Source organism: Enterobacter ludwigii (assembly GCA_023023105.1).
GTDB lineage: Bacteria > Pseudomonadota > Gammaproteobacteria > Enterobacterales > Enterobacteriaceae > Enterobacter > Enterobacter adelaidei.
This window is the reverse complement of record CP083824.1, coordinates 1,589,201-1,603,936: the sequence shown is the minus strand read 5'-3', so window position 1 is coordinate 1,603,936 and position 14,736 is coordinate 1,589,201. Positions and strand designations below refer to the sequence as shown.

Here is a 14,736-nt window from a genome sequence, read left to right as displayed (position 1 = left end):
GAGCCATTATGGAAGCGCGAGCTAACGCAGACAGACACCGCCAACGGCAGCAAAAGCGTAAAGAGCAGGTTGATACCCGCGTAGCGGCGGCGACAGAGAAGAGAGGAATTCTGATCGTCTTCACAGGTAACGGAAAAGGCAAGTCCACTGCTGCCTTCGGCACGGCAACGCGTGCCGTCGGACACGGTAAAACCGTTGGCGTCGCGCAGTTTATTAAAGGTCAGTGGGATAATGGCGAATACAACACCCTGCATCCGCTCGGCGTCGAGTTTCACATTATGGGCACCGGCTTTACCTGGGAGACACAAAACCGGGAGACGGATATTGAAGCCGCAACGGCAGTGTGGCAGGAGAGCAAACGCATGCTGGCTGACCCGAGTTACGACCTGGTGGTTCTGGATGAACTCACCTATATGCTGGCTTATCACTATCTGGATACTCAGGAGGTGATCGCGGCGGTTGAGAATCGTCCGGTGCAGCAGACCGTGATCGTCACCGGACGCGGCTGCCACTCGCAATTACTGGCGCTTGCCGACACAGTTAGCGAAATGCGCCCGGTAAAACACGCATTTGACAGCGGTATTCAGGCACAGGAAGGCATTGACTGGTAAGCATGTCGGTACCGGATGGCGCGCTATGCTGTCGCCATCCGGTATTTTTACTCCACCGGAGACACTACTGATTTTTGAAGTAGCCACTCGCGGAAGGTCTGTAACGGCAGGGATTGAGCCTTTTCCTCCCGCCACGTCATGATGAAGCGGTTACCGGTGCGGATGGGAACATCACAGGGGATAACCATCTCGCCACAGTCCAGGTCATGCTGGATGGCGAAGCGGGGAAGCAGCGCGACACCAAGATTCGATCGCACTGCGGCAATCAGCATCGAGAGGAGGTCAAAACGCGGGCCAAGATTCACATCCGGACTGGTAATACCGGAAAGCGCAAACCACTCCTGCCAGCCATTGATGCGAGTGCTTTGGTGTAACAGTGGAAATTCCCTTAGCAGCTCCTCAACCCCCAGTTTCTGCTCCGCACTGGGGAGCAAGCTTCGGCTGCAGACCGGCAGGATCTCCTCTTCAAATAAATAATCGACCTCCGACCACGGAGGACAAAAATCTGCGCGCATAATAGCCGCATCGTATTCACGATTTAAAAAATCGCCGATATTAGCCAGCGAGTGAATGTTGACAATAATATCAGGATTTAATTTATTAAACTCCCATAAATTGGGGATCAGCCAGTGCGTACTGAAGGTAGGATTTACCGCTAACTCCACCACCTGAACGGCAGGCTGCCAGCTCATTATCATATTTGTATCGCGCTCCAGCCTATTAAGCGTCTCTTTCACGATATTCAGATAATGCTTTCCAGCTGCATTTAGAAAAATCCGTTTTTTGGCATGGTTAAATAATGAGGTGTGTAAAAACTCCTCCAGGGCCGTCACCTGTCTGAACACTGCACTCTGCGTTAACGCCAGCTCTTCTGCCGCGCGGGTATAGCTTTCGTGACGCGCCACAACTTCGAACGTCACCAGCAACTCGCTCTTGGGGATTTTTCCTCTCATCATGTCTTCCATTCATGGTGGATAATAGTAATTTTTTGAAGCGAATAAACCCTGCTTCAGAACGATACCGCCATTATATTTTAGTTATGTTCTGTCGGCAGTGATCCACACCATGATTTAATCAGTTTTGCGCGTCAGGCCAAACTATTTGCAGAAAATTAAATGAAACATGAAAAATTATTAAGAACCTGTTCACTTTTATGTCTCACGTAATGGAGACAGCGTCTTATTATACGAAAAACCGTATGGGCATTAAAAATAGTAATAGCCAGGTCTGGACGTTAAAAAAATATAAAACAAAACATTATGCTAAAAATTGAGCAGGTTTTTTGTCCTGTTGACAACACGCTGCGCGCCCTGCAGCTGATACACACTGTGTATGGAAGAACACCGTTCCAGCGCCACATCAGCATGACTGAATCGCATGCTGAAACCGGCTAAAACAAAAAACCCAGGTCGCATAACGACCTGGGTTTCGAATTTGGCGGAAGCGTAGAGATTCGAACTCTAGAACCCTTTCGGGTCGCCGGTTTTCAAGACCGGTGCCTTCAACCGCTCGGCCACGCTTCCAAAGTGAGGCGCACTATAAACATCTATTAGCGCCTTGTAAAGCAGGAATTTTTCTATTTTTACCCGCAGGCGTTTAACTGCGCAAAAAGTCACCCAGGTGCTTACCTCACATCAGTCTCTGCGCCCTTGTACATACCGTAACACAGCAACGCTCATCCGTTTAAATCGCTCTGGTATAGAATGCCACATAAACAGACGGCCTTTTGTTGTGTAATTGTTATAAATCGAAATGACAACAGACTTCAAAAAATTACTGTCATGTAATCTTACTGGTTGATGATGAAAATCAAAAATACGCTTTGCTTACACATCCTGATGGCGACACTGGCCATTTTGTTCCTGTGTGTTCACCCGTTGGTGACAAGCTTCGATCCGCCCCTCGCCTTTCAGCCACTGATTAAATCAATGGCGGGCACACCTAAAGAACAAGCGGAAAAAATAGCCACCATTTCCCATGCCTTAGAAGGGAATGCTATTTTCTTCATCGGTGCATCAGAGGTCGCCACCTCTGAAGATGAACATTACGCTGTATATAATTACTTTAATAAGCAATTGCACAAGCCCGTCGTGGCGTATGGCGATGCGTTTGTCGATGACGAAACGCAATTCTTACTGTTCTCACGTTTTAAAAATAGCCTTAACGCAAACAGTAAAGTTGTTATGCTTCTGGCGCCTGACAGTTTTTACTCAAAAGGTCTGCCTCCTGCTATCTATGCCGATAATTTCCCCGGTTCTATTTTTAATCCGCTGATGAAAGATCCGCAGGCGCGACCGCTGCTGGTTAATTATTTAAAGCATATTGATAGTAAAGACATAAGCCATTTAACCTTTGGCCAAATGCGTGTCTTTGGCTGGCACCCCGATCTGATGTGGGACGAGCTGAGCTTCCAGTTTGCGAACGTCTGCACCCTGATAAAAAACGACTGGCTGGCGCTGCTCAACATCACGCCCCAGACGGTACAGCCCTGGCCGCAGCAGCCAACCACCCACATCGCCCCAGACTGGGATAAAGAACTGGCGAACGCGCGCGAGTTAAATAAAAAACGCCAGCAGAGCGCGGCCACGCTGTGGATGGACAAAACGATTTACGAAGAGGACGGTAAACCGCAACAGTGGGATGACACGCCGGTCGTGCCTGCGCAAATCGCCGCGTTCAGTAAAACCGTTCAGCTGCTGAAAGAACGTCACGTGCAGGTGATTGCTATCGTCGACCCGGTTAATCCCTGGGCACTTTACAATACCGATACCTTCCGCCCGGTTGATAAGCAAATTAAAACCATTCTGGAAAAGAACCAGATCCCTTATTTAGATATGTACGCCATGCCTTATCAGAATGGCTGGAACTGGGATCGTTTGCACCCTTCCGAACTGGCCTGGGTTCCTATGATTCGCTTTATTGCACAGAGTTTTAAATGATGAAAATCGCGATCCGTCTTTTTTTCCTTTATCTCCTGTTGGCAATCACCGTTGTCGCATGGACCTCTGTTGATGACAGCATGAGCATGCAGCTGCATTTTGAATATCAAAAGTTCTGAGGCCGAATGATGTATAGCTCAGGAATGTTTTTTGTCTATTTGTTTTCATCCGCCCTGGTGTTTGCGGCGGTTAACCGCGTATTACGCCATCGTCTGACCTGGTTATCAGCATTCTCCATACTGACAGCATTAGGTTGGGGCTATATTTTTCAGGGTGATTACCTTGTTCCCGTAGCCGTTTTTTTCAGTTTTTACGTTTTCGCCACGTTAAAAGCCAAAGGATGGTTAAAAACGTGGCAGGCGGTCGTTTTAACATTATTGCCGTTGTTCCTGGTGAAATTACACTTAAATAATCACTGGGGCATGATTGGCCTCTCTTTTATGACGTTCCGCGCAATTGATGTATTGCTCTATCGCAGTAAAAAAGAAGGCCAGAATTTCCTGCATTATTTCTGCTATCTCTTTATGCCTTTTATTATCCTGGCTGGCCCTATGTACCGCTGGCGGACATGGATGAATGATGTCAGCAAGCCCGTGTTTGCACTTAACCGTGAACAGTTTTTAGTCGCGTTAGAGCAAATCATTACCGGCATTATCCAGAAGTTCCTGTTTGCCATGCTGATCGATTCGCTTGTCGTGCAGCCCTGGAGCCATAAGCCATTTACGCTGACCGTGGGCGTGGTGATGTCGATTGCCTATAGCGCCTACCTCTACTTTGATTTTGCAGGTTACAGCAATATGGCCATCGGCGCAGGCCGCCTGTTCGGGCTGAATATTCCGGCAAACTTCAATATGCCGCTTCTTGCGAAAAACCCGCAGGATTTCTGGCGTCGCTTCCACATCAGCCTGTCTGAATGGCTGCGTGATGTGGTCTTTATGCCCGTCTATATGAACCTGATGAAGGTCAATTTTTTCCGCCAGAACAAAACGCTGGCGCAAAATATCGGTATTTTTTGCACCCTGTTCTGTATGGGGGCATGGAATGGCCTGGAACGCCATTACGTCATTAGCGGCGCGCTGTTTGGCGCAATTTCTGTTGCTCATAACATGCTGCTGTGGTCAGCCAAACGCAGCCCGGCATTGAACCGCGGCTTGCAGTATCCGGCTGTTGCGTTTTTGGGGCGAATTCTGACGCTGGGAAGCGCCGCGGGCTCCCTTTACATCTTTAGTGGAATGTCACCTCTATGAAAAATCACTCTGATCTTCAGGAACTGCAGGATTTCTTACGTGCAGCATTGTTCGATCCTGCCTCTCCGCAGCAGCTGGCCATCACCGGCAGCGACGAAGCCTTAAGCTGGTTGCAACTTTCCTCCGCCGTGGCGGACTGGGCGCAGCGTTATCGACGCTGCCAGCCTGGCGACGGCACACCGGTGGTACTGTACGGTCATCAGCAGGCTGAGTTCGCGGTGGCTATTTATAGCTGCCTGCTGCACAACATTCCGTACATCCCGGTGGACTGTATTTATCCGCAGGAACGACTGCGTGAGATCTGCCATCTGGCCAGTGCCCCTTACTACTATGACGTGGCAACAAAGCAGTTCATTGCCACCGGCGAGGCGGGCAAGGTTCTGGAGGAGCAGGATCTGGCCTATATCATGTTTACCTCAGGCAGCACCGGCAAGCCTAAAGGGGTGCAGATTGGGCGTGAAAGCGTGTGGCACTTCATGAAGTGGGTCAGCCAGGACTTTTCACTGCCGGAAAAACCGGTCCTGATGAACCACGCGGTGTTCAGCTTTGATCTCTCCCTGATCCCTTTGCTGGCAAATCTGGCAATGGGCGGACATATCGTGCTGAATGCCAAAGACGATATTCAGAAAGAGAACTGGCTGGAGCGACTGAAAATCAACGCCGTTTCAGCCTGGGTTTCCACCCCCTCTTTTGCATACCAGCAGCTGCTTTCACCGCAGTTCAACAGCGAATATTTGCCTGCACTGAACGTCTTTATCTTTATTGGTGAAGTGTTAAATAAAGCGCTGGTTAAACAGTTACGCCGCCGTTTCCCGCAGGCCAAAATCATTAACTCCTATGGCCCAACGGAAGCGACCATCGCGACAACCGTGGTCGAGATAACGGATGAGATCCTCAACAGCGACAGAGCCGTGCTGCCGGTTGGGGTCATAATGCCCGACAGCAGAATGGAAATTTCCGCCGAGGGCGAGCTGATTATCTGGGGTAAAAACGTCATGCGCGGCTACCTCGGTCTCCCTCAGGAGAACGCAGCAAAATTATTGCGTCGGGAGAGTGAAATGTTCCGCGGTTACCGGACAGGCGATCTGGGCTATGAAGATGGGCTCATCTATTGCCAGGGCCGCAACGATAGCCAGGTCAAGCTGAATGGCTACCGTATTGAAATCAACGAGATTGAAAACCGCCTGCTGGCTATGTCCGGCATCAACGAAGCCGTGGTACTGCCGCTGATGAAATCCTGCGGCAGCGTGCTGCGCATTGCCGCATTCTGCGTGACGGATATGGCGCCGGAGGCGATCAAAACCTCGCTGTCGAAGGTAGTTCCACCCTATATGGTGCCTTCACAAATTATCGTAAAAGACGCTTTGCCGCTGAATCCTAACGGCAAAATTGACCGCAAGTTGCTGGACGCTTACGCCCGCACAAATTAATAACTCCAGGAAAAATTATGGAACAAGAAATTCTCGCCCTGTTCGAAAAAGTGTTATCCCGCAAGGTGGGCTTTCACGATGAACTGATTGAATCCGACATTCTCGACTCCATTCTGGCGGTCGACATGGTACTGGAAGTGCAGGACGTTTACGGCTGTATGATCCCTCCAACAGACGTCGCAACGGTGCTGAAAACCCCGGCGGATCTGGCCCGCTATATTGAAGAAAACCGCTAAACGCCCCTGACGTTAACGTTGTTCTGAAGGCTCTGGAGGGTTGCTCCAGGGCCATCATTCGCTCCCTCCTCTGGCCTCCAGGCAAAATGAATGCCTTTCACAGAAATGAAACCTACTGCTTTTATTTTCTCCTACACTTTAGGAGTACTGTCGGTACGGAAAACATAAAAAGCCAACTTAATTAAGACATTATGATTCGCTTTGCACTCGGCATGCGATCGTGTTGTCTATAACAGAGGAGTCTGCTGTATGGCATTCGTAACCACGAAAGACGGCGTCAACATTTACTACAAAGACTGGGGCCCAAAAGAGGCTCAACCCATTGTTTTCCACCACGGCTGGCCGTTGAGTGCCGATGACTGGGATAACCAGATGCTCTTCTTCCTTGCAGAAGGCTATCGCGTTATCGCTATCGATCGTCGTGGTCATGGGCGTTCGGACCAGGTGAGTGAAGGTCACGATATGGATCATTATGCGGCAGATGCGTCAGCCGTGGTTGAAAGCCTGGATCTGCACAATGCCGTGCACGTCGGTCACTCCACCGGCGGCGGCCAGGTCGCCCGCTATGTCGCCCGGTACGGTCAACCGCAGGGCCGCGTCGCCAAAGCGGTACTCGTCAGCGCCGTGCCACCTCTGATGGTAAAAACGGAGACGAACCCCGGCGGAACGCCCATCGAGGTTTTCGACGGCTTCCGCAAAGCGCTGGCGGCTAACCGCGCTCAGTTTTACCTCGACGTCGCCAGCGGTCCTTTCTACGGTTTTAATCGGGACGGGGCAGACGTTTCGCAGGGTACGATCCAGAACTGGTGGCGTCAGGGAATGATCGGAAGCGCCAGGGCCCACTATGAGGGAATTAAGGCGTTTTCTGAGACCGACCAGACGGAAGATTTAAAAACCATCACGGTCCCCGTTCTGGTGATGCAGGGCGACGACGATCAGGTCGTGCCCTATAAAAATGCAGCCCTTCTGCAGGACAAGCTGCTGGCGAACAGCGTGCTGAAAATTTATCCGGGCTTCCCGCACGGGATGCATACCACCCATGCGGACACCATCAACGCTGATATTCTGGCCTTTATTCGCTCTTAAACGTCACGTTCAACGCCCCCCAAAGGTGGCGTTGTTTATTTCGCTTAGCGATTATCCAACTCGGCCCGGACGTTGTTCAGCCCGGTGGTATTGATGCGGTAAGGCTGCCCGTTCACGGAACGGATCAGCTTTTTAGTGCGAAGTTTTTTAAAGACGTTAAGCGTGCAGTCGCTCAGCACCAGTCCTTCACGGGTATAGCACTCAACGGAAGTAACGCGGCCTGAACTGTCGCGGACGTGCACAATACGTCCACCTTTGGCGAGAACGTGTAAGGTACGTTGTTCCTGACGGGATAAATTCATACTGGAAAACCTGTGTAATCATCATGCGTAAAAACGAGCCCACACCCACAGGTGCGTGCGTAAGGTTTAAGCGCAGCGATAATCAGTCCGTCCTGAGAAGGGCGGGAAACTGATTATCTGATGAACACATTCTCCAGCATCAAAGCCTCGGTAAGAGATGAAAAAATATTTACGAGATGAATGATAACGTCTGGTTTTTACCGGGAAATAACGAGGTTTTAAAAGTGTGAGCAGGATCGTTCAATCAAAAAGAAAAACCCCAGGTCAACGAGTAACCTGGGGTTTATATCTGGCGGAAGCGCAGAGATTCGAACTCTGGAACCCTTTCGGGTCGCCGGTTTTCAAGACCGGTGCCTTCAACCGCTCGGCCACACTTCCTAAGTGAGGCGAACTATAAACACCTCACCGTGTGCTGTAAAGAGTACAGCCATTCGTTCGCTGTAAAAATAGTCAAAATGTGTTTAATCGGTTGAACTGACGACACATCGACGATTTTATCAGCACTGGCTTAATGTTTTTTGATGTACATGTCTTTAGTGAAATAGTACCCCAGCTTATCCGGCGTAAATCCCCCTACCCAGGGTTTCACCAGGTGCGTACGGACGTAGTGATAAACCGGAATAGCCGGCACATCGCGTCCCAGTAAATCTTCCGCCTGCTGGTAGAATTTGCCGCGCTCAGCCGTGGTTTTGGCTTTTGCAGCGTTAACCAGGGCCTGATCGTATTCCGGGTTGCTGTACTGACTGGTGTTTTCGCTGTCACCGGTACGGAAGTTGTTCAGGAACGTCGCCGCATCGTCGTAATCGGCAATCCACGCGTAGCGCACCGCATCAAAGTTGTGGGTGTGCATGGTATCCAGCATGGTTTTCCACTCCTGATTTTGCAGCTTCGCGTCCACGCCGAGATTTTTCTTCCACATGGAGCTGGCCGCAATGGCGATGCGCTGGTGCGATTCAGAGGTGTTGTAGAGCAGGTTGAAGCTCAGCGGATGGCTGGCGTTATACCCGGCCTCGTTCAGCAGCTTTTTCGCCTCAGCGATGCGCTTGTCCAGCGGCCAACTGGCGTAATCCGGATTCTGTAGCTTAACACCGCCAATATCGGGCTGGCTGATGAGCCACGCCGGGCGCTGCCCCTGCCCTAATACTTTCCCGGCAATAATGTCTTTATCCAGCGCCATGTTCAGCGCCTTACGCACGCGTGCGTCGTTGAACGGCGGCCGGGTGGTATTGAATTCATAGTAATAGGTCGCCAACTGCGGAGAGACATCCAGTTGAGTGCCCAGGGTTTTCTTGAGCTGAGCGAACTGGTTGATCGGCACCGTATATACAATATCAATTTCGCCCGCTTTATAGCGGTTTACATCCGAGGCCTCAGACGTGATGGGCAGATAGGTTACTTTGTTGATGACAGTGTGTGCGTTATCCCAGTAGCGCGGGTTGCGCTCCGCCACGATGCGTTCATTGACCACCCACTGCGACAGCTTATACGCCCCGCTGCTGACGAAATGCTCCGGTTTGGTCCACTTGTCGCCGAACTGACCAATCAGCACTTTATCCACTGGCACCAGCGACGGGTGCGCCAGCATCGCGAGGAAAGCCGCGTTTGGCTGCGTGAGCGTCACCTCCAGCGTCGTGTCATTGATTGCTTTTACGCCCAGCGTATCCGGCGCTTTTTTTCCCTGGGCGATATCGGCCGCGTTAGCGATATGCATGTTCCCCGGGTAACTGGCATACGGTGAAGCGGTTTTCGGGTCGATCAGGCGCTGCCAGCTCCAGACCACATCATCTGCGGTAATGGCCGTGCCGTCGCTCCAGGTGATGCCCGGGCGCAAATGGAACGTCCAGACGGTATTGTCCTTGTTCTCCCATTTTTCCGCCAGTCGGGGCTGGACTTCGCCTGTCGGGGAGACGCTTACCAGTCCTTCGAATAAATCACTGATAATATTGAATTCGACATCGCTTTCGACTTTATGCGGGTCGAGCGAAGCCGGTTCACTGCCATTATTCCTGACCAGTTCCTGTTTCTCTGCCAGTTGGGTTCCTGCTGGCACGTTAGCCGCCCAGGATGCCGTGCTGGCGCACAGAATCCCGGCGGTTAGCAAAGAGAGCGTAAAGTGAGTGCGTGTTTGTGGTTTCATGTCCTTCGCCTTATTGTCTGTTTATGACGATCCGGAGATAACTCTTAGCGTTCTAATGGTAATAACGCAATATTTTTCAGTAACCTATAAGAGGTTGATCTGATAAATACTTGCAAACCGCTGTTCATACTGGTGAAACGGACTTCTGCAGATGAAATAACCACCTCAAGCGCTAACGTACTGAGTAAAGATGGGTAAAACCACTTTGAGAGTGGCGCGCCGTTTCCTATTCTTTCCGTTAATTACATCTGTCATAAGAGAGTGACTCATGGATCGTATAATTACTTCCTCACGCGACCGCACATCGCTACTCAGTACCCACAAGGTGCTGCGCAATACCTATTTCATGCTTAGCCTGACGCTGGCGTTTTCAGCGATCACTGCAACCGCCAGCACCGTGCTGATGCTGCCGTCTCCGGGGCTGATCCTGACGCTGGTGGGCATGTATGGTCTGATGTTCCTGACCTACAAAACCGCTGACAAACCCGTCGGTATTCTGTCCGCGTTTGCCTTCACCGGCTTCCTGGGCTACATCCTGGGGCCGATGCTGAACGCGTATCTGTCTGCCGGAATGGGTGACCTTATCGGCATGGCGCTGGGCGGTACCGCGCTGGTGTTCTTCTGCTGCTCAGCCTACGTGCTGACCACCCGTAAGGACATGTCCTTCCTCGGCGGCATGCTGATGGCGGGTGTCGTGGTGGTGCTGGTGGGTATGGTGGCAAACATCTTCCTGCAGCTGCCGGCCCTGCATCTGGCGATTAGCGCCGTGTTTATTCTGATTTCTTCAGGCGCGATCCTGTTTGAAACCAGCAACATCATTCGCGGCGGTGAGACAAACTACATCCGCGCTACCGTGAGCCTGTATGTGTCGCTGTACAACATCTTCGTCAGCCTGCTGAGCATCCTGGGCTTCGCCAGCCGCGATTAAGCCACAGCGCTGTGAACCTGGCCCCGCTTATGCGGGGCTTTGTTTTTTGGTACACTGTTGCGGTTTTTGACTGACGTGTGAATGATTATGCTGAGTTTTGAAGGCAAAGAGATTGAGACCGATAACGACGGTTATCTGAAAGAGAGCAGCCAGTGGAGCGAAGCGCTGGCGGAAGTGATTGCAGAGAAAGAAGCCATCACCCTCTCCCCCGAACACTGGGAAGTGGTGCGTTTTGTCCGCGAGTTCTATCTTGAATTCAACACCTCTCCGGCTATCCGCATGCTGGTCAAAGCCATGGCCAATAAGTTCGGCGAAGAGAAAGGCAACAGCCGCTATCTCTATCGCCTGTTCCCTAAAGGCCCGGCAAAGCAGGCCACCAAAATTGCCGGCCTGCCAAAACCGGTGAAGTGTATTTAGTAGCGAATACCGAAATTAACGTATTCCCGACCGGGTTGATGCGGTTCTGTTAACACCTTATCAACCCGCGCGCTGCGCGGACCGCCCGCTTTCAGCCACGCCACCAGCTTATCGACCTGCTCCGCTTCGCCGCAGGCCACCACCTCAACGCTGCCGTCATCCATGTTTCGCGCGTATCCCGTTAGCCCAAGCTCAATCGCTTCGCGCTGGGTGCTGTAGCGGAAGCCGACGCCCTGAACGACACCGTGAACCCAGGCGATGGTGCAGACTTTTGCCATTTTGCTTCTCCTTAACGTAGCGTTTTCGGTAAACAGCCATAGTGTTGCCGGAAACGGGCGGTGAAACGAGAACTGGAAAGATACCCACATTGTAATGCGATTTCGCCAATCGGTAATCGGGTTGACTGTAACTGTGACAGCGCAACGGCCATCCTCACCTCCTCCACAATCTGGCGAAAGCTCTGCGACTCTTCACGTAACCGTCTGCGAAGCGTCGGCACGCTCAAGGCCAGACGGCTGGCGATGTCCTGCGCGGTCCAGGCTCTGGCGGGCGACAGCATAATGAACTGCCGCACCTGTTCGGTCAGGTTAATATTTCGCTCAATAAGCAGCGGACCTGCCACGCCATCATGCAGCAAGGCAAGTAAAAGACCAAAGGCCTGATGCTTTTGTAGCGCCTCTGGTAAATCCTGACGCACGGCATGCAGCAGGTTATCCCACATAAACGCCAGCCCCTCGCTCAGTGGGGCACAGAGCGAATGTAGCGTCGTGCGCGGCCAGGATTTCAGATAATGCGCTTTAAACTCGGCAACGATCTCCGGAGACAACATCAGCAAGTCCGATCGAAACATGCCGTTCGCGGGCTGATTGATAATCTCCATCACCGTATTAGCAGGGATAATGATGAGCTCATCCCGTGTCGCCACCAGCCGGTTGTCATCCTGAACAATTACCTTACTGCCGTGCGTAATATGACAAATAGCCGGAAAAAAGAGTTTGACCTGATGCAGGCGATGCATTTTGCTGGCACTCACTTCACCCGCCGTGAGATGTTTATGTCGAAAATGGAACTCCTGCACTCCGCCATCCTTATCTACTGTAGGTCGCTGTTAACTCAGCCTTTGCCAGCACGTGACTATTGATCATAAAGCCGACCAGCGCGCCGCTGGCATTTTTGTCGACGGGCAGTTTATCCACGTCCAGGGCCCAGACGGTAATCTGATAGCGATGAGGCTTATCCCCTGCGGGTGGACATGCACCGCCGAAACCAGAATAGCCGAAATCATTACGTCCCTGCACAACGCCGGCAGGTAATTTCTCGCCGTTCGGGTTACCGGCATCAGCGGGCAGCGTCATTGTCTTCGCCGGGATATTGGCTACGGTCCAGTGCCACCAGCCGCTACCGGTGGGCGCATCCGGATCATATACCGTGACGGCAAAGCTTTTCGTCGCGGCGGGCGGATTTTTCCATGCCAGCTGTGGAGAGCTATTTCCACCGTGGCAGCCAAATCCCTCAAACACCTGCTGTTGCGCCAACCGGCGTTCGCCAGAGATATCCTGGCTGGTAATGCGGAAAGGCGTTGCTGCTAAAACCTGAAAACTCATTGCCGCCAGAGCGGTTATTGCGATTGCACTGCGCTTTTTCATGGGGGTTTCCTTTGCTGAACCGGAAGCCCTAAGGTAAAGCATGCGACAATGCCGTAATGTGCTTAAGCGATTTGATTTTGTGCCGAAACGCTCAACGGTATCCGCAGATGATTGCGCCTTGCTGAATGTGCTACTCTACGCGCCATTTCCTGAAATCGACAGAACAGCAAATTATGAGCGTACGTTTAGTGTTAGCCAAAGGGCGCGAGAAGTCATTACTGCGCCGTCATCCCTGGGTCTTTTCCGGCGCGGTTGCCCGTATGGAAGGTAAAGCCAGCCTCGGTGAAACCATTGATATCGTTGACCATCAGGGGAAATGGTTAGCGCGAGGTGCTTACTCGCCTGCGTCCCAGATCCGTGCCCGCGTCTGGACCTTCGATAAAGATGAAACCATCGACATCGACTTCTTCGTTCGCCGTCTGCAGCAGGCGCAGCAGTGGCGCGACTGGCTGGCAAAACGCGACGGACTGGACAGCTACCGCCTGATTGCCGGTGAGTCCGACGGCCTGCCGGGCGTCACCATTGACCGCTTTGGTCACTTCCTGGTGCTACAACTTCTGAGTGCTGGTGCTGAATATCAACGTGCGGCGTTGATTAGCGCGCTGCAAACGCTGTTCCCGGAATGCGCCATTTACGACCGCAGCGATGTGGCGGTGCGCAAAAAAGAGGGCATGGAGCTGACCCAGGGTCCAGTGACAGGCGAGCTGCCGCCTGCCCTGCTGCCGATTGAAGAGCACGGCATGAAGCTGCTGGTGGATATTCAGGGCGGCCACAAAACGGGTTACTACCTCGACCAGCGCGACAGCCGTCTGGCGACGCGTCAGTACGTTGCCAATAAACGCGTGCTGAACTGCTTCTCCTATACCGGTGGTTTTGCCGTTTCAGCGCTGATGGGTGGCTGTGCTCAGGTGGTGAGCGTGGACACTTCGCAGGAAGCGCTGGACGTGGCAAAGCAGAACGTTGAGCTGAACAAGCTGGATGTGAGCAAAGCTGAATTTATTCGCGATGATGTCTTCAAACTGCTGCGTAAGTATCGCGATCAGGGCGAGAAATTCGACGTTATCGTCATGGACCCCCCTAAGTTTGTGGAAAACAAAAGCCAGCTGATGGGCGCATGCCGCGGGTATAAAGATATCAACATGCTGGCCATTCAGCTGCTGAACCCGGGCGGCGTGCTGCTTACGTTCTCCTGCTCTGGCTTGATGACCACAGATTTATTTCAGAAAATCATCGCCGATGCCGCAATAGATGCTGGCCGTGATGTACAATTTATAGAGCAGTTCCGTCAGGCAGCCGATCACCCGGTGATTGCTACCTACCCGGAAGGGCTCTATCTGAAAGGGTTTGCCTGTCGCGTCATGTAACTTGAAAAGAGAAATATTGCCCGCACATAACGTGTAAGTCGTATTTCCCGGGAGGTGACTATGATTGCCAGCAAATTCGGTATCGGCCAGCAGGTCCGCCACACTTTGCTAGGGTATTTGGGTGTGGTCGTGGATATCGACCCGGAGTATTCTCTTGATGAACCGTCTGCAGACGAGCTGGCGGTAAACGCCGAGCTTCGCGCTGCGCCCTGGTATCATGTGGTGATGGAAGGTGACGATGGACAACCCGTTCACACCTATCTTGCTGAAGCGCAGCTGAGTAGCGAACTACAGGAAGAACATCCGGAGCAACCCACGATGGATGAACTTGCTCAGACTATCCGCAAACAGTTACAGGCTCCACGCCTGCGGAACTAAGCGTGTAAGAAAGCC

16 protein-coding genes and 2 tRNA genes are annotated in these 14,736 nt (G+C 52.1%); 10 read left to right on the top strand and 8 right to left on the bottom strand.

Annotated features, from left to right (window positions below; genetic code table 11):
* Positions 1–8 precede the first annotated feature (8 nt).
* Positions 9–611, top strand: a complete 603-nt coding sequence (gene cobO / locus LCD46_07520; protein UOY72152.1) for a cob(I)yrinic acid a,c-diamide adenosyltransferase — start codon at positions 9–11, stop codon at positions 609–611.
* 47 nt (positions 612–658) lie between these two features.
* Here the strand turns inward: cobO and LCD46_07515 are convergent, their stop codons facing one another.
* A complete protein-coding gene (locus tag LCD46_07515; GenBank protein ID UOY72910.1) occupies positions 659–1,564 on the bottom strand; it encodes a LysR family transcriptional regulator in 906 nt (301 codons plus the stop codon).
* Between the two features lie 482 nt (positions 1,565–2,046).
* Positions 2,047–2,134, bottom strand: a tRNA-Ser gene (locus LCD46_07510).
* A gap of 279 nt (positions 2,135–2,413) precedes the next feature.
* Here LCD46_07510 and LCD46_07505 point away from each other — a divergent pair.
* The 5 genes from LCD46_07505 to LCD46_07485 all read left to right on the top strand — a co-directional run bounded on the left by LCD46_07505 (position 2,414) and on the right by LCD46_07485 (position 7,549).
* A complete protein-coding gene (locus LCD46_07505) occupies positions 2,414–3,550 on the top strand; it encodes a D-alanyl-lipoteichoic acid biosynthesis protein DltD (protein ID UOY72151.1) in 1,137 nt (378 codons plus the stop codon).
* A gap of 128 nt (positions 3,551–3,678) precedes the next feature.
* Positions 3,679–4,797 (top strand): membrane-bound O-acyltransferase, encoded by a 1,119-nt coding sequence (locus LCD46_07500; GenBank protein UOY72909.1) that lies wholly within the window; start codon positions 3,679–3,681, stop codon positions 4,795–4,797.
* Positions 4,794–6,227 (top strand): AMP-binding protein, encoded by a 1,434-nt coding sequence (locus LCD46_07495; GenBank protein ID UOY72150.1) that lies wholly within the window; start codon positions 4,794–4,796, stop codon positions 6,225–6,227. The genes LCD46_07500 and LCD46_07495 overlap by 4 nt, the downstream gene beginning before the upstream one ends.
* A gap of 17 nt (positions 6,228–6,244) precedes the next feature.
* On the top strand, positions 6,245–6,463 hold the full coding sequence (locus LCD46_07490; protein ID UOY72149.1) for an acyl carrier protein: 219 nt from the start codon (positions 6,245–6,247) through the stop codon (positions 6,461–6,463).
* A gap of 249 nt (positions 6,464–6,712) precedes the next feature.
* A complete protein-coding gene (locus LCD46_07485) occupies positions 6,713–7,549 on the top strand; it encodes an alpha/beta hydrolase (protein UOY72148.1) in 837 nt (278 codons plus the stop codon).
* 44 nt (positions 7,550–7,593) lie between these two features.
* On the opposite strand, the gene LCD46_07480 is transcribed toward LCD46_07485, so the two are convergent.
* The 3 genes from LCD46_07480 to LCD46_07470 all read right to left on the bottom strand — a co-directional run bounded on the left by LCD46_07480 (position 7,594) and on the right by LCD46_07470 (position 9,988).
* Positions 7,594–7,851: a YjhX family toxin gene (locus LCD46_07480; GenBank protein UOY72147.1), complete on the bottom strand. Its 258-nt coding sequence runs from the start codon at positions 7,849–7,851 to the stop codon at positions 7,594–7,596.
* Between the two features lie 290 nt (positions 7,852–8,141).
* Positions 8,142–8,229: transfer RNA gene (locus tag LCD46_07475), tRNA-Ser, on the bottom strand.
* 130 nt (positions 8,230–8,359) lie between these two features.
* Positions 8,360–9,988 (bottom strand): ABC transporter substrate-binding protein, encoded by a 1,629-nt coding sequence (locus tag LCD46_07470; GenBank protein ID UOY72146.1) that lies wholly within the window; start codon positions 9,986–9,988, stop codon positions 8,360–8,362.
* 268 nt (positions 9,989–10,256) lie between these two features.
* Between LCD46_07470 and yccA the strand changes: the two genes are divergently transcribed.
* Entirely contained in the window at positions 10,257–10,916 is a 660-nt protein-coding gene (yccA, locus tag LCD46_07465) for an FtsH protease modulator YccA (protein ID UOY72145.1), read from the top strand.
* Between the two features lie 87 nt (positions 10,917–11,003).
* Positions 11,004–11,333 carry a sulfurtransferase TusE gene (gene tusE / locus LCD46_07460; GenBank protein UOY72144.1) on the top strand — a complete coding sequence of 110 codons (330 nt, stop codon included), beginning with the start codon at positions 11,004–11,006 and terminating at the stop codon, positions 11,331–11,333.
* Here tusE and yccX read toward each other — a convergent pair.
* The 3 genes from yccX to LCD46_07445 are packed head-to-tail and all read right to left on the bottom strand — an operon-like array spanning position 11,330 to position 12,979.
* Positions 11,330–11,611 (bottom strand): acylphosphatase, encoded by a 282-nt coding sequence (yccX, locus tag LCD46_07455; protein ID UOY72143.1) that lies wholly within the window; start codon positions 11,609–11,611, stop codon positions 11,330–11,332. The two genes, tusE and yccX, sit on opposite strands and share 4 nt — an antisense overlap.
* A gap of 11 nt (positions 11,612–11,622) precedes the next feature.
* Positions 11,623–12,411: an AraC family transcriptional regulator gene (locus tag LCD46_07450; GenBank protein ID UOY72142.1), complete on the bottom strand. Its 789-nt coding sequence runs from the start codon at positions 12,409–12,411 to the stop codon at positions 11,623–11,625.
* A 10-nt stretch (positions 12,412–12,421) separates the two neighbouring features.
* Positions 12,422–12,979, bottom strand: a complete 558-nt coding sequence (locus tag LCD46_07445) for a kinase inhibitor (protein UOY72141.1) — start codon at positions 12,977–12,979, stop codon at positions 12,422–12,424.
* Between the two features lie 173 nt (positions 12,980–13,152).
* Between LCD46_07445 and rlmI the strand changes: the two genes are divergently transcribed.
* Together rlmI and hspQ are read left to right on the top strand one after the other, a co-directional pair.
* Positions 13,153–14,343 (top strand): 23S rRNA (cytosine(1962)-C(5))-methyltransferase RlmI, encoded by a 1,191-nt coding sequence (rlmI, locus tag LCD46_07440; protein UOY72140.1) that lies wholly within the window; start codon positions 13,153–13,155, stop codon positions 14,341–14,343.
* A gap of 60 nt (positions 14,344–14,403) precedes the next feature.
* The gene (gene hspQ / locus LCD46_07435) at positions 14,404–14,721 is read left to right on the top strand and encodes a heat shock protein HspQ (protein UOY72139.1); all 318 of its coding nucleotides are present in this window, start codon (positions 14,404–14,406) and stop codon (positions 14,719–14,721) included.
* The last annotated feature ends 15 nt before the right edge of the window (positions 14,722–14,736 follow it).

What these genes read in the sequence shown, in the direction of transcription:
- cobO (UOY72152.1), top strand. Translation starts at nt 9, where the DNA reads ATGGAAGCGCGAGCTAACGCAGACAGACACCGCCAACGGCAGCAAAAG.
- LCD46_07515 (UOY72910.1), bottom strand. Translation starts at nt 1,564, where the DNA reads ATGAGAGGAAAAATCCCCAAGAGCGAGTTGCTGGTGACGTTCGAAGTT.
- LCD46_07505 (UOY72151.1), top strand. Translation starts at nt 2,414, where the DNA reads ATGAAAATCAAAAATACGCTTTGCTTACACATCCTGATGGCGACACTG.
- LCD46_07500 (UOY72909.1), top strand. Translation starts at nt 3,679, where the DNA reads ATGTATAGCTCAGGAATGTTTTTTGTCTATTTGTTTTCATCCGCCCTG.
- LCD46_07495 (UOY72150.1), top strand. Translation starts at nt 4,794, where the DNA reads ATGAAAAATCACTCTGATCTTCAGGAACTGCAGGATTTCTTACGTGCA.
- LCD46_07490 (UOY72149.1), top strand. Translation starts at nt 6,245, where the DNA reads ATGGAACAAGAAATTCTCGCCCTGTTCGAAAAAGTGTTATCCCGCAAG.
- LCD46_07485 (UOY72148.1), top strand. Translation starts at nt 6,713, where the DNA reads ATGGCATTCGTAACCACGAAAGACGGCGTCAACATTTACTACAAAGAC.
- LCD46_07480 (UOY72147.1), bottom strand. Translation starts at nt 7,851, where the DNA reads ATGAATTTATCCCGTCAGGAACAACGTACCTTACACGTTCTCGCCAAA.
- LCD46_07470 (UOY72146.1), bottom strand. Translation starts at nt 9,988, where the DNA reads ATGAAACCACAAACACGCACTCACTTTACGCTCTCTTTGCTAACCGCC.
- yccA (UOY72145.1), top strand. Translation starts at nt 10,257, where the DNA reads ATGGATCGTATAATTACTTCCTCACGCGACCGCACATCGCTACTCAGT.
- tusE (UOY72144.1), top strand. Translation starts at nt 11,004, where the DNA reads ATGCTGAGTTTTGAAGGCAAAGAGATTGAGACCGATAACGACGGTTAT.
- yccX (UOY72143.1), bottom strand. Translation starts at nt 11,611, where the DNA reads ATGGCAAAAGTCTGCACCATCGCCTGGGTTCACGGTGTCGTTCAGGGC.
- LCD46_07445 (UOY72141.1), bottom strand. Translation starts at nt 12,979, where the DNA reads ATGAAAAAGCGCAGTGCAATCGCAATAACCGCTCTGGCGGCAATGAGT.
- rlmI (UOY72140.1), top strand. Translation starts at nt 13,153, where the DNA reads ATGAGCGTACGTTTAGTGTTAGCCAAAGGGCGCGAGAAGTCATTACTG.
- hspQ (UOY72139.1), top strand. Translation starts at nt 14,404, where the DNA reads ATGATTGCCAGCAAATTCGGTATCGGCCAGCAGGTCCGCCACACTTTG.